Origin of the sequence: Pelagibacterium flavum (assembly GCF_025854335.1) — a bacterium.
Classification (GTDB): domain Bacteria; phylum Pseudomonadota; class Alphaproteobacteria; order Rhizobiales; family Devosiaceae; genus Pelagibacterium; species Pelagibacterium flavum.
Genome location: NZ_CP107716.1, coordinates 1,268,232 through 1,281,897 on the forward strand (window position 1 = coordinate 1,268,232; position 13,666 = coordinate 1,281,897).

Below are 13,666 nucleotides of genomic sequence, written 5' to 3' on the forward strand. Positions count from 1 at the left end.
AGTATTGCATACCTTTATGGTAGAGAATGTGGCCCGCCCGGCAAGTATATCGACCGGCGCCGAGCCGTTTCAAGTTGACCCGGGGGACGGTTGGCGGAAGGCGAGGGACGCGATAAGCATCGGCGCGACGCTTCCTTCGACGGGTTCCCAGGGCAGAGAAATGACGACAAGGCGCTATGATTTTCGTTCCGACACCGTGACACGGCCCGATGCGGGCATGCGCGCGGCAATGGCTGCCGCGCCTGTGGGCGACGACGTCTATGGCGAAGACGAGACTGTCATCGCGCTGGAAGCCAGAGTTGCCGAACTGACGGGTAAAGCAAGGGGAATGTTTGTGCCCTCGGGAACGCAATCGAACCTGATCGCGCTGATGAGCCATTGCGGGCGCGGGGATGAATTCATCGCCGGGCAGGACGCGCATGCCTATAAGTATGAGGCGGGCGGTGCGGCGGTTCTGGGCTCCATCCAACCCCAGCCCATCGAGAATGCGCCAGACGGTTCGCTGCCGCTCGACAAGATCGAGGGGGCCATCAAGCCAGACGACATCCACTTTGCACGCACGCGTCTGCTGGCGCTCGAGAACACGATCGGTGGAAAGGTGCTGCCGCAAAGCTATGTGGCCGATGCTGTTGCGCTGGCCCGGCGGCATGGGCTGGGGACCCATCTCGATGGCGCGCGGATCGTCAATGCGGCGGTGGCCTCGAACCGGAGCGTCAAGGAGTTGGCGGAGGGATTCGACAGTGTCTCGGTGTGCCTGTCCAAGGGCCTCGGGGCTCCGGTCGGCTCGGTGCTGGTGGGGGATGCGGATTTCATCGGCAAAGCCAGGCGGCTGCGCAAGATGGTGGGCGGCGGCATGCGGCAGGCGGGCATCATCGCTGCGGCCGGGCTATACGCGCTCGAGCACAATGTTTCCCGGTTGGCGGACGATCACGCGCGGGCGCGGCGGCTGGCCGAGGGGTTGGCACGGCATGACAGGCTGAATGTCGATATGCCGCAGACCAATATCATCTTTCTCAACGCCGATGAATCTGTAGCAAAGGAGTTTGCCGATCACATGGCGGCGCAGGGGATACTGGTTTCGGGCCGCTATGGGCAGCAGCGCTGGGTGACGCACAAGGATATCGGCGACGAGGCGATAGAGGCAGCACTGGACGCGGCGGATAAATTCTTCGCCAGCCTTTGATCTTATAGCTTGCTTTTTGTCGCGGGCGGGCGCATTTCCCCGCGCGCCGGCATTTGCCGGTCTTTGCGGATCGCAACACAAATTGACAACGACTTTTCTGTCTTCGGGCGACCTCATCGTCGATCGCCGGGCCCACTACGCCCAGATGCTGGCTGAGGCTGGCGAATTTTCATCGGCTGCCGATCTGATGGAGCAGGCGCTGGAGAGCGCGCCTGGTTGGGCAGCCGGCTGGATGATGGCGGGGGACTTTCATCTCAAGGCCGATGCATTGGGCAGTGCGATTGCCGCCTGGCAGCGGGCGGCCGAGCACGATCCCGCAGGTACGCTCGGGGCGCAGATGCATCTGGCGGCGCACGGGATTGGCGCAATTGAGCCGCAGGTGCAGGCGGCATATGTCGAAGCGCTGTTCGACCAGTATGCCGGACGCTTTGAAGAAGCGTTGCTGCAAAAGCTCGACTATGTCGTTCCGGGCCGATTGATGGCGTTGCTCGGAGAAACCATGAGCGAACTCGGCATTGACGGGTTCGCGCGCGGCGTTGATCTGGGTTGTGGCACGGGATTGATGGGCGAGCGGTTGCGCCATGTGGTGTCTCACCTGACCGGCGTGGACATTTCCGCGGCCATGGTGGCAGAGACTCGCGACAAGGCGATCTATGATGGCGTTGAGCGCGCCGAACTGCTCGATTTTCTGGGGGCTGAGGGATGCGTGGCTGATATCGTAACGGCAGCGGACGTTTTCATGTATTGCCCGGCGCTGCCGCCGATCTTTTCATTGGTGGGCAAGGTGTTGCGACCGGGCGGCGTCTTTGCGTTCTCGGTCGAGCGGCATGACGGAGAGGACAGCCAATGGCTGCAGGCGTCGCTGCGTTTTGCGCATAATGGCGATGCCGTCGCGCGGGCTCTGGCCGATGCAGGGCTGGACGTCTTGCGCGTAAGTGAGGAAACGATCCGGCGCGATCGCGGCCAGCCGGTAGCGGGGCTCCTGTTCGTTGCGCGCAAGCCCGAAGCCGAGCAACTGGGCGTTGCCGACATCGATGCGGGCATCGAAGCGCCGGTTGAGTTGATAAACTGAGTGGATCCCCGGGGATCGGTTGCGACCCCCGGGAAACGTTTGCGTCAGAACGTCAGGTTGCATGCCTTGCGAATGGCGATCTGAACCGGCGAGGGCGGCAGGGCCGGATCGAAGTCATGCGCGGGCATCAGTGGCGGCTGGGCCATGAACTTGACGCGGCTCCCCCTGTTGGGTTGCGCTGCGTGAACCAGGAACGGATGGCAGAGATAGACGGTGCCGGCGAGACCGGTCGCCAGCGCTTCGGGGCATTTTTCCGTGCCGGCGAAGCTGCCCGCCATCATCTGGTGCATTGTCGCGCCATCCTCACCAAAGGGGAGGAGGAAGCGTGCCATATCCATATGCGAGCCCACGCGGATGCGAGTGGGAGCATCGTCTTCTTGCACATCGGAGAACAGGAACAGCATCAGAAGGGCGCGGCCCCTCGATTTGATGTTGGCCCGGATCGAGAAGAAGTCGTTGGGATCGTCGGTGGGCAGCATGTAACTGGCATCGATATGCCAGCCATCGTCGCCCGGCGGTTGGTCCGAGGGGAAGCGGACGGGGAAGGTGCCCAGGCCCTGCGGCGCAAGCCATCGGCCTTCGCCCACCAACTGGTTGTAAGCGGAATGCAGGCGCGGGGTGTTGGCCGCTTCCCGGAAAGGCGCATCGGCATAGCCGCCGAGGCGGATCACCGGTTTTGTCCAGGTCGAGGGGTCATCGGGGTCGCAACCGGTGTTGCGCCAGAGAATGGCGCGTCCCTGGGCGGCAAGGTCTGCGGAAAAGGCATTGTCGATTCTGACGAAACCGTCGGTGACAAAGGCTTCGATCTGCGCTGGGGTCAGCGCGTCTTCTGTTCCAGGCATTGGAAAAGTCCATGAGTTCGCATTGCTGCACAAGGCAGCGTGCGGGCCGCCAAGCGGCCCGGCTCAAATGCTTCCGGAAAGGAAGCGCCGATCAGGCGCTCAGGAAGACTGCGAACTTGTTGGACACCATCATCATGCGCGCAACACTATCGAATTTGTGATTTCCGTCAACGCTCGACGCCGGCCTGCATCAGATATACCTGGCCGGCAATTTCGAGGCGGCGGAACAGGATTTCGGAAAGGGCGTCGTCGTTGACCAGTGTTTCGCGCCAGACGCTGTCGATCATTGCTTCCTGGCCCAGATCGCGGTCAATGCCAATGAAGCGGTAGGGCTGGAAATTGCGGGCCGCTTCGGGGTGTTCGCCGCCCGTCCACTGATAGGTGCCGGATTCTGCGCTGGCCCAGAATCCCACGACGGCCAGTTCCGCGATCGTGTGCGCGGGCGTGGACAACCCATCCACCGCGTCAGGATATTGAGCCGGCCAGTCGGGCAGGGTGCCGCCCATCTCCTGCCAGTCGGCCATATCTTCAAATGAAGCGTAAGGATCAAGACAGGGTCGGCCGGTGCATTCGTCATCGGCTGCGTCGTCGGGCGAAATCGTGCGATTGGAGACGTCGCGTACCATCGCTGCATTGTTCATCAGGGGCATGAAGACGAAACGCCAGGCCATGTGATCGCCGGTGCCGAAGTCATCGGGCGTGCCGACATTTTCCGCACCATAGGCATCGATTGCATCATTGCGGATCTGCGGGCCGAGATTGTAGTGGCGCAGTTCGATGAAGCTGATGGGTCCGGCCTCCTCATCGACCATCTCGCCATAGGAAATGGCGGTGCGGGTTCGGGTCGAGGGAATGGCGCCGGTGGCCGTCAGCAGTGCCTTTTCGATCGGGCCAATCGGCCCGCCGGGGGAAATGGTTTCAAGATCGAGCCAAAAGGCGTTGAGGTCCTGTTCGGTGGTTACGGGATCAAGGCGCTCAAAGCCCGGGGCGCCAACAAACTTGGTGATGGCGTCGTTGACTTCGCTGGTCTGGGCGAAGGCCGGTGCGGCAAGAAGCAACAACAGAGTAGCCGAAATTCGTTTCATCGCGCGTCCCTTGTGCATGAAAAGAGGGGCCGACTATTCAACCGGCCCCGGCATGCGGTCAAGGTCGCGCCCAAAAGCGCAACGAAAAGGGCGCCGGAGCGCCCTTTGGAAAGCCCGGTCAGGCTGCGAAATAGTCCTGCAGCGCTCGGACCGAGAAGTTGCCGCTGCGGTAGGCGAGGATGCCTTGCACGGCGGCGACGGCGCCGGGAATGGTCGTGTAGTAGGGCACCTTGCTCATCAACGCGGCCCGGCGGATGTCGCGGCTATCGGAAACCGCCTTGACGCCATCGGTGGTGTTGATGACCAGCTGAACCTCGCCGTTCTTGATCGCGTCGACGATATGTGGACGGCCTTCGAGTACCTTGTTGATCTTGGTGCATTCGATGCCCTTTTCCGCCAGGAACCGCTGGGTGCCGCCGGTGGCGATGATTTTGAAGCCTGCGGTGGCAAGGTCACGGACCGATTCCACAAGGGCTGCCTTGTCTTCGTCACGGACGGAAACAAACACGGTGCCCTCGCGCGGTACCTTGGTGCCGCTGCCGAGCTGGGATTTGGCGAATGCGGTGGCGTAATCGGTATCGAGACCGATCACTTCACCGGTCGATTTCATCTCCGGACCGAGAACCGTATCGACGCCGGGGAAGCGCGCGAAGGGGAAGACTGCCTCCTTGATGCCGATGTGCTTGATCTCGCGTTCTTCGAGATTGAAGGATGCGAGTTTTTCGCCAGCCATGATACGCGCGGCGATCTTGGCGATCGGGTAGCCAATGACCTTGGCGACGAAGGGCACTGTACGCGAGGCGCGCGGGTTCACTTCGAGGACGTAGAGCGTGCCGTCCTTGAGAGCGAACTGCACGTTCATCAGGCCGCCCACATTGAGGGCGCGGGCCATTTCGGCGGCCTGGCGCTTGAGCTCGGCGATGATTTCGGGGCTCAGCGAATGGGGCGGGAGCGAACAGGCGCTGTCGCCCGAATGGATGCCCGCCTCCTCGATGTGTTCCATGATGCCGGCAATGAACACGTCCGTGCCATCGCACAGACAATCGACGTCAATTTCGGTGGCGCCCTGCAGATAGCTGTCGAACAACAGCGGATTGGCGGCGAGGACCGAATTGATCTGGCCGGTCTTGTCGTTGGGATATTTGTGCCGGATTTCGGGCGGGACCAGTTCAGTCAGGGTGGACTGGACGTAGCGCTCGAAATCGTCGGCCGAATGACAGATGACCATGGCACGGCCGCCCAGAACGTTGGACGGGCGAATGACCAGTGGGAAGCCCAGGCCCTCTGCGATGATACGGGACTGTTCGAGGGAATAGGCGATGCCGTTGCGCGGCTGGGTGAGATCGAGCCGGTTCAAGAGCTTCATGAACTGGTCGCGATCTTCGGCAAGATCGATCTTGTCGGGCTGGGTGCCCAGGATCGGGATGCCGGCGCGTTCGATGGCATTGGCGAGCTTCAATGGAGTCTGGCCGCCGAACTGGACGATGACGCCGTGCAGGGTGCCCTTCTGCTGCTCGGTCTTTAGAATTTCGAGAACGTCTTCCTCGGTGAGCGGTTCGAAATAGAGCCGATCGGAGGTGTCGTAATCGGTCGACACCGTTTCGGGATTGCAGTTGACCATGATGGTTTCATAGCCGGCATCGGACAGCGCGAAGGCGGCGTGGCAACAGCAATAGTCGAACTCGATGCCCTGGCCGATCCGGTTGGGACCGCCGCCGAGGATAACGACCTTCTTCCTGTCGGACGGATTGGCTTCGTCAGCGACCGCGCCGGCAAACGGGGCTTCGTAGGTCGAATACATATAGGCCGTGGGGGAGGCGAATTCGGCGGCAGAAGTGTCTATGCGTTTATAGACGGGGCGCACATCGAGGGCGTGGCGCAAGGTGCGCACGTCCTTGGCAGTCTTGCCGGAGAGTTCGGCCAGGCGAGCGTCGGAAAAGCCCATCGCCTTGAGCCCGCGCATCTGGCCCTCGGTTTCGGGCAGGCCGTGCTCACGCACCTTTGCCTCTGTGTCGACGATGGCCTGGAGCTGCTCAAGGAACCACGGATCGATGCGGCACGCCTCATGGATCATCTGGTGGTCGTAGCCGCGCCGCATGGCTTCGGCGACCCAGAGCAGACGGTCGGGCGTTGGCGTGCCGAGCGCGGCGCGAACCGCGTTCTTGTCGTCGCCTTCACCAAGGCCGGGGATGCCGATTTCGTTGAGGCCGGTCAGGCCGGTTTCAAGCGAGCGCAGCGCCTTTTGCAGCGATTCGGGGAAGGTGCGGCCGATGGCCATGGCTTCGCCGACCGACTTCATCGATGTGGTCAGGCGATTGTCGGCGCCGGGGAATTTCTCGAAAGCAAAGCGCGGGATCTTGGTGACGACGTAGTCGATCGACGGCTCGAACGAAGCGGGGGTTGCGCCGCCGGTGATGTCGTTTTCGAGCTCATCAAGGGTGTAGCCGACGGCCAGCCGCGCGGCGACCTTGGCGATGGGGAAGCCGGTGGCTTTGGACGCAAGGGCCGAAGAGCGCGACACGCGCGGGTTCATCTCGATGACGATCATGCGGCCATCGGCGGGGTTGATGGCGAACTGGACGTTCGAGCCGCCGGTTTCCACCCCGATCTCGCGCAGGACGGCCAGCGAGGCGTCGCGCATGATCTGGTATTCCTTGTCGGTCAAGGTCAGGGCGGGGGCGACGGTGATGGAGTCGCCTGTATGGACGCCCATGGGATCGATGTTTTCGATCGAGCACACGATGATGCAGTTGTCCTTTTTATCGCGGACGACTTCCATCTCGTATTCTTTCCAGCCGAGAACGGATTCCTCGATCAGGACTTCGTTGGTGGGCGAAGCGTCGATGCCACTCTCGCAGATGGCAAGGTATTCCTCGCGGTTGTAGGCGATGCCGCCGCCGGTGCCGCCGAGTGTGAAGCTGGGGCGGATGATGGCGGGCAGGCCGATATCTTCGAGGGCCTGGAGCGATTCGATGGTGTTGTGGGCAAGGCGGGATTTCGGAGTATCCAGCCCGATCTTGGTCATTGCGTCGCGGAACAGTTCGCGATCCTCGGCCTTGTCGATGGCTTCGGCGTTGGCACCGATCATTTCCACGCCGAATTTTTCAAGCACGCCCATCTTGTTGAGCGAGAGGGCGCAGTTGAGCGCGGTCTGGCCGCCCATGGTGGGGAGCAGCGCGTCGGGGCGCTCCTTTTCGATGATCTTGGCGACGACCTCGGGGGTGATTGGCTCCATGTAGGTGGCGTCGGCAACGTCGGGATCGGTCATGATCGTCGCCGGATTGGAGTTCACCAAAATGATGCGATAGCCTTCTTCGCGCAGCGCCTTGCAAGCCTGAGTTCCTGAATAATCGAACTCGCAGGCCTGACCGATAATGATCGGTCCAGCCCCGATGATGAGGATGGATTTGATGTCTGTGCGTTTGGGCATGTGATACTTCTCGTACGGCAAGCGCGCGGCAGGAAAGCTGTCGCGCGTCGGACGGGGTATGGATTCTGTTGGCTAAGCGGTCTCCTTAGAGCAACCTTGTGGGGATTTCCAGCGTTAAGGAGCGGATTCTTTTGCTCCTGATTGTCGCGGGGCGATTTCCCGTCTTAATCGGGGTGGCGCAAAGCGGCGCCATCGCTACACTGTCTTTAACCCTCCCGACGCCGCGCGACCGGTTGCGGCGCATCATTTTCAAATCAAAGCAAGGAGCGCAGCCATGACGCAGCAGAGCTTTATCGAACTGTCCGACGGCAACATGATTCCGCAGGTCGGGCTTGGGACCTGGAAGCTCGACAGCGCCAACATGCAGCGCGTGGTGGAAGCGGCCATCGAGGCGGGCTATCGGCATTTTGACACCGCCTATGCCTATCGCAACGAGGCGGCGCTGGGCGCGGCGCTCAAGGCATCGGGCCTTGGCGCGAATGAATTGTTTGTCACAAGCAAGCTGCCGAGCGGGCGGCACGGGTACGATTCGACACTCAAGACGTTCGACGAGACTATGGCCAATCTGGGGGTAGATGTCCTCGATCTCTATCTCATTCACTGGCCTATGCCCAAGACGGGCAATTTCATCGACACCTTCAAGGCATTCATCAAGCTCAAGGAGGAGGGGCGGATCAAATCGATCGGGGTTTCAAATTTCCATGAGGCTCACATTGAAAAGCTGATCGCCGAGACAGGCGTGACGCCAGTGATCGACCAGATCGAGCTTTCGCCAATGTTCCAGCAAAAGGAACTCCGGGGGTTCCTAGAGGGCAAGGCTATCAAGATCGAAAGCTGGAGCCCCCTGGGTACAGGCAATGTTGTCGACAATGGTGTCCTCAAGGCGATCGGGGAAAAACACGGCAAGACGCCGGCGCAGGTGACGATCCGCTGGCACATCCAGAACGGGCTGATCGTTATTCCCAAATCATCAAATCCGGACCGCATCCGGCAGAATTTCGAGATTTTCGACTTCGCGCTCGACGCGGACGACATGGAAAAGATCGACGCTCTCGACAGTGCGAACGGGCGGACGGGGGTCAATCCCGATGAGGCCGAATTCCTTCAGGTGTAGGCTGGACGAAGTCCTGCCGCGGGTGCGATTTTGTGGTAAGGTTGCCGGCCGTTTGCGCAAGGGAGGTGCGTGATGAACCGGAGCGAAACCGTCGACGCATGGATGGCCAGTTACGACAACCCGATGAAGCCGGTTGTCGAAGCTGTGCGGACCGTGGTGCTGTCGGCTGACCCGCGAGTGGAAGAAACCATAAAATGGCAGGCGCCGACCTTCGTTTACAAGGGCAATATCGCGAGCTTTTTCCCCAAGTCCAGAAAGCACGCGAGCTTGATGTTTCATCAGGGCGCCTCCATCCCCGGTGATTTTGCCAGCCTTGAGGGGGACGCCAAGGATGGGCGCACGATGAAGTTCGCCGATCTCGATGACGTCGCCTCCAAGGCCGATGACCTGACGCGCGTGGTCATCGCCTGGTGCGACATGCAGGATCACAAATAGAGCTTGAAGCCCTCGTGGCTTTTGGAAAAACCGAGGCGCTCGTAGAAGCGATGCGCGTCGGTTCTCTTCTTGTTGGACGTCAGTTGCACCATGGCACAGCGACGCTCCCCTGCCTTTTCAACGGCCCAAACCATCATCTTTTCCCCGATCCGCTTGTTGCGGTGCTCGGGCGAGGCATGAACGCCTTCGATGGTGCAGCGCCAGCCACCCTGGCGAGCGATGCCGGGGGTGAAGGTCAACTGGAACGTGCCGACAGATGCCCCTTCCAGCTCGGCAATCAGCAGCATCTGGTTGGGGTCGGAAGCGATGGCCTCGAAGGCGGCCATGTAGCCCGGTCCTTTTGGGTTTTCCGTATCCTCGGTTGAACCAATCATCCCGTCGGATTCGATCAGCCCGACAATGAAGGGCAGGTCATCGGGTGTGGCGCTGCGGATGGTGAGATCGGACATGAGGCATCTCCAAGACTATCCCGACATGTTTCATGATTCGGCGCGGAGCGGCAGCGGCGGCCGATGCGTTGAACGCCATGTTAACCCTAATGGATGATTACTGCGGGCCGTACAGGGCGTTGTTGTTCTGCGTTTTTGGGGGTTCTCATGAAAAAGACAGTTTCCATACTCACGATGGCCGGCGCGATGCTGCTGGCCGGCACCGTTCAAGCGGCCGATGTGATCTATCCCGCCTACGAAGTGCCGGTAGCGCCGGTTGCGGACGGGTTCGATTGGGACGGCTTTTATGCCGGCGTCGGGGTTTCCGGTTCGCTATGGGGCGGCGGCGCGCGGAGCGTCGGCGGTTCGCTGTCGGTTGGCGGCAATGCGACATTCGACAACTTCCTGGTCGGTATCGAAGGCTCGGCCCATTACGGCTATTCGAACGCCACCAACGATTGGGGCTATGTGCTGGGTCTTGAAGGCCGGGCAGGTTATCTGGTTGCGCCAGAGGTTCTGGTTTACCTCTCGGGCGGTGCTGCCTATCTCGATCCCGCTCCTTCGGACTGGTACGCGACGGCCGGCGCCGGGGTGGAGTTTGCCGTTACAGACCAGATGTCGGTCGATGTGCAGTACCGCTATCTCTGGGCCAGCACGTCTTCGGCCAATTCGATCGGTGTTTCCGCTCTCTGGCACTTTTAGGCCGACTGGTCCGACGCCAAGGCGATGATCGCTGCGGCGTCGGCGCCTGAAGGGAGCGTTCCCAACGTGTGGCCCCAATCGTCTCCAAGGCGGGTTGCGGCGAAGATTTCGCCAGCAATGGATGTGGGGCCGCGCAGCAGCAGGCTGGCCTGGAGCAACAGTGCCATGGTTTCGGTGACGCGGCGGGCCTGCGATTCATCGAATGGATGGGCGAGGGTGGTTTTCAGGCTGGCGAGCGCGCTATCGAAAGCGGTGTGCATCCCGCGAGCGCCGTTCAATTCGGCCATCAGCGCCTTGATGGCGCCGGGCGAGCGGGCGATGGTGCGCATGACATCGAGGGCGATGATGTTGCCCGAACCTTCCCAGATCGCATTGAGCGGGGCTTCGCGATAGAGCCAGGGCATGGGCGTGTCTTCGATATATCCCATGCCGCCAAGCGCTTCCATGGCTTCGGCGGTGACCAGCGGGCAGCGCTTGTTGTTCCAATATTTGGCGAGCGCGACGGCGAGGCGGGCAAATTCGGTTTCCTGATCATCAAAGGCGGTGGCGACGCGCATGGCCAGGGTCAGCGCTCCGAGCCATTCGAGGGTCAGATCGGCAAGAACCGAAGCCATGAGCGGCTGATCGATCAGCGTTTTTCCGAAGGTCTTGCGGTGTCTGGTCCAGTAGAGGGCTCCGATCAACGCGCGGCGCATCAGGCCCGCCGGAGCGACGGCGGTGTCCAGGCGGGTGTGGTGGACCATTTCCAGAATTGTGCGGACCCCATCGCCGGGCGCGCCGAGCGGTTCGGCATAGGCGCCATGATACTCGATCTCGGCGGAGGCGTTGGCGCGGTTGCCGAGCTTGGCCTTCAACCGCATCAGGTGGATGGCGTTGAGCGTACCATCGGGCAGGCGGCGCGGCACGAGAAAGCAGGAAAGGCCCTCCGGCCCTTGCGCGAGGGTGAGGAAGGCATCGGACATGGGCGCCGAACAGAACCATTTGTGTCCGGTCAACCGGTAAACGCCGTTGGCCGGTTCGGCGATGGTCCGGTTGGCGCGAACGTCCGAGCCGCCCTGCTTTTCCGTCATCGCCATTCCCACAGTGGCTGCGGATTTCTGTCCGAAGGGAACATCGGCAGGATCATATGCCGGGATGCTCGCGAGGCGCGTGAGCTCGGCCGCCAACCCGTCATGCCGGCGCAGGACCGGAAGGGCGGCATAGGTCATGGTCATGGGGCAGCAGGTGCCCGGCTCGATCTGGCTGGCCAGATAGACCATGGCGGCGTGGGCCGCGTGACTTCCCGGCCGGGCCTCCGTCCAGGGCAGAGCGGCGTAGCCGGCCTCAAGGCCCAGTGTCATCAGACGATGATAGGCTTCGGGATAGATTATGGTGTCGATGCGCCGCCCGCCGGTGTCGAAGCGCTCTAGCACCGGGCCGGATCCGGTGGCCAGACGCTGCCCGTCGGTGACCGTGTCGGACCGGCCCAGTTGCTCAGCCAGGTGGCGCGGGGCCGGGTGATCGGTCGGGACGAGCGAGCGCAGTAGCGGATCGTCGTCCCACAAGGGCAGGGCGCCGCGTGGGGGCGGCTGGTTGGTTACCGCGAAGGGATCGACAGGGCTCATATATCCTCTCCACCGGCAATTGGACCTCTGGCGGGGCTTGGCGTCAATCGGGCAGAGGAACCTTTCGTTCGCAATGCCCGTTTTCGAAAGGCGGGGTAGCTGGAGAAAGGACTGGAAAAATGGATGAACGGGATCGGGAAACGGTAGTGGTCACCGATGGCGGCAGTGGAGGGGCCGGAGGGTTGATTTTTGCCGTGATCATCGCGCTGGTGGCGATTATTGGTGTCATCTACTTCGTCAACATCAATTCCGGTGGCGAGGGCGGGACGGTTTCCGTCGATGTCCCGGCGGTGGACGTGACGCAATAGTGGCGCAAATGGAAGCTGTCGAACGACTGGTGCTCGATGACGACGGCCGTTTTCCCAATAGCGCGCTGGCCGTTCTGGTCTATCGCACCGCGGTTTCGGGAGGTGCATCGGTCGAAGCCTTCGAGACCCTGTTTTCAACACATGGCTGGCCGGCCCGGTGGGCCGGCTCGATTTTTCAGTACCATCATTATCATTCAACCGCTCACGAGGCGCTTGGCGTCGCCAGCGGCAACGCGCAAATCACCTTGGGCGGTCCACAGGGGCGCACTGTGGCGGTCCATAAGGGCGATGCAATCGTGATCCCGGCAGGCGTCGCCCACAAGCTCGAAAACGCCAGTGGCGATTTCGAAGTCGTTGGCGCTTACCCGCCGGGCCAGGATTGGGATATCCTTACGGGCAAAGACGGTGAGCGCGAGGCTGCGCTTGCCAATATCGGGCGTGTTCCGCTGCCTCAGTCCGATCCGGTACAGGGCAAAGGGGGAACGCTGCCTGGGGCCTGGAGCGAGAGATAAATCATGAAGTGGCGGGGGCGAAAAAGATCGTCCAATATCGAGGACAGACGCGCTTCGAGTGGCGGAATGTTCCGTCGGTCCTCGGGTACGGGAAGATCAGGGTTTCGCATTCCCACCGGCGGGCGATCCGGCGGTGGACTGGGGATCGGGGTGGTCATTGTTGTCCTGATTATCGGGGTGGCGCTGGGGATCAATCCCATGTCGCTGCTCGATGGCAGTCTGGGCACGGGAACCAGTGGTCCGGGCTCGGTCTCGCGGCCGCTGCCCGAAGCCGGGGAGGACGAACTTGCCGATTTCGTTGCGGTGGTTGTTCAGGACACCGAGGATCTGTGGACCGAGGTGTTTTTCGAGAACGGCATGACCTATGAACCGGCCACCGTGGTGTTATTCACCGACACTGACCGGTCGGCCTGCGGGCTGGCCGATGCACGCACAGGACCTTTCTACTGTCCGGGTGACCGGAATGTTTATATCGACCTCTCTTTCTATGAAACGCTGCGCAGCCAGTTCGGTGCGCCCGGCGACTTCGCCCAGGCCTATGTGATTGCCCATGAGATCGGGCATCACGTCCAGAACCTGGTCGGCGTGCTGCCCGAATATTCGCGCGCCATACAATCGATGAGCGAAGAGGAGGCCAACGCCTATTCAGTGCGGATCGAGCTTCAGGCCGATTGCTATGCCGGCATCTGGGCAAGCTATGTCGGGGAAGAAAACCTGCTTGAAAAAGGCGACATTGAGGAGGCCATTAATGCCGCCGAGCAGATCGGGGACGACGCCATCCAGCGCAGGACACAGGGCATGGTCATTCCCAAAACCTTCACGCACGGCACGTCCGAGCAGCGCCAGGACTGGTTCGAGAGCGGATATTCGTCGGGCAATGTGGGGCAGTGCGACACGTTTTCCAATGAGTTTTAGATCAACCTCATCCTAAGATTCAGGATGAGGCAGGTC

13 protein-coding genes are annotated in these 13,666 nt (G+C 61.5%); 8 read left to right on the forward strand and 5 right to left on the reverse strand.

The window, feature by feature from the left end; translation table 11 throughout:
• Positions 1–160: 160 nt before the first annotated feature.
• Complete coding sequence (gene ltaE / locus OF122_RS06285; protein ID WP_264226952.1) at positions 161–1,183, forward strand: low-specificity L-threonine aldolase; 1,023 nt, start codon at positions 161–163, stop codon at positions 1,181–1,183.
• 82 nt (positions 1,184–1,265) lie between these two features.
• On the forward strand, positions 1,266–2,255 hold the full coding sequence (locus tag OF122_RS06290; RefSeq protein WP_264226953.1) for a methyltransferase domain-containing protein: 990 nt from the start codon (positions 1,266–1,268) through the stop codon (positions 2,253–2,255).
• 44 nt (positions 2,256–2,299) lie between these two features.
• Here the strand turns inward: OF122_RS06290 and OF122_RS06295 are convergent, their stop codons facing one another.
• From OF122_RS06295 to carB, 3 genes are all read right to left on the reverse strand, one after another.
• Positions 2,300–3,097, reverse strand: a complete 798-nt coding sequence (locus OF122_RS06295; protein WP_264226954.1) for a phytanoyl-CoA dioxygenase family protein — start codon at positions 3,095–3,097, stop codon at positions 2,300–2,302.
• Between the two features lie 167 nt (positions 3,098–3,264).
• Entirely contained in the window at positions 3,265–4,182 is a 918-nt protein-coding gene (locus OF122_RS06300) for a hypothetical protein (protein WP_264226955.1), read from the reverse strand.
• 118 nt (positions 4,183–4,300) lie between these two features.
• Positions 4,301–7,612 (reverse strand): carbamoyl-phosphate synthase large subunit, encoded by a 3,312-nt coding sequence (carB, locus tag OF122_RS06305; protein ID WP_264226956.1) that lies wholly within the window; start codon positions 7,610–7,612, stop codon positions 4,301–4,303.
• Positions 7,613–7,886: 274 nt separating this feature from the next.
• Between carB and OF122_RS06310 the strand changes: the two genes are divergently transcribed.
• Together OF122_RS06310 and OF122_RS06315 are read left to right on the forward strand one after the other, a co-directional pair.
• A complete protein-coding gene (locus OF122_RS06310) occupies positions 7,887–8,726 on the forward strand; it encodes an aldo/keto reductase (RefSeq protein WP_264226957.1) in 840 nt (279 codons plus the stop codon).
• Between the two features lie 72 nt (positions 8,727–8,798).
• Positions 8,799–9,161, forward strand: coding sequence for a DUF1801 domain-containing protein (locus OF122_RS06315; RefSeq protein WP_264226958.1), 363 nt, complete (start codon positions 8,799–8,801; stop codon positions 9,159–9,161).
• Here the strand turns inward: OF122_RS06315 and OF122_RS06320 are convergent.
• Positions 9,152–9,610, reverse strand: a complete 459-nt coding sequence (locus tag OF122_RS06320; RefSeq protein ID WP_264226959.1) for a GNAT family N-acetyltransferase — start codon at positions 9,608–9,610, stop codon at positions 9,152–9,154. The two genes, OF122_RS06315 and OF122_RS06320, sit on opposite strands and share 10 nt — an antisense overlap.
• Before the next feature lie 147 nt (positions 9,611–9,757).
• Between OF122_RS06320 and OF122_RS06325 the strand changes: the two genes are divergently transcribed.
• A complete protein-coding gene (locus tag OF122_RS06325) occupies positions 9,758–10,291 on the forward strand; it encodes an outer membrane protein (protein ID WP_264226960.1) in 534 nt (177 codons plus the stop codon).
• Here the strand turns inward: OF122_RS06325 and OF122_RS06330 are convergent.
• Positions 10,288–11,895, reverse strand: a complete 1,608-nt coding sequence (locus tag OF122_RS06330) for an acyl-CoA dehydrogenase family protein (RefSeq protein ID WP_264226961.1) — start codon at positions 11,893–11,895, stop codon at positions 10,288–10,290. The genes OF122_RS06325 and OF122_RS06330 overlap by 4 nt on opposite strands.
• 119 nt (positions 11,896–12,014) lie before the next feature.
• Here OF122_RS06330 and OF122_RS06335 point away from each other — a divergent pair, with 119 nt between their 5' ends.
• From OF122_RS06335 to ypfJ, 3 genes are read left to right on the forward strand one after another with little or no spacing between them, the layout of a single operon-like run.
• Positions 12,015–12,203 (forward strand): hypothetical protein, encoded by a 189-nt coding sequence (locus tag OF122_RS06335; protein WP_264226962.1) that lies wholly within the window; start codon positions 12,015–12,017, stop codon positions 12,201–12,203.
• Positions 12,204–12,211: 8 nt separating this feature from the next.
• Positions 12,212–12,715, forward strand: coding sequence for a cupin domain-containing protein (locus OF122_RS06340; protein ID WP_264226963.1), 504 nt, complete (start codon positions 12,212–12,214; stop codon positions 12,713–12,715).
• Between the two features lie 3 nt (positions 12,716–12,718).
• A complete protein-coding gene (ypfJ, locus tag OF122_RS06345; protein ID WP_264226964.1) occupies positions 12,719–13,630 on the forward strand; it encodes a KPN_02809 family neutral zinc metallopeptidase in 912 nt (303 codons plus the stop codon).
• Positions 13,631–13,666: the final 36 nt, after the last annotated feature.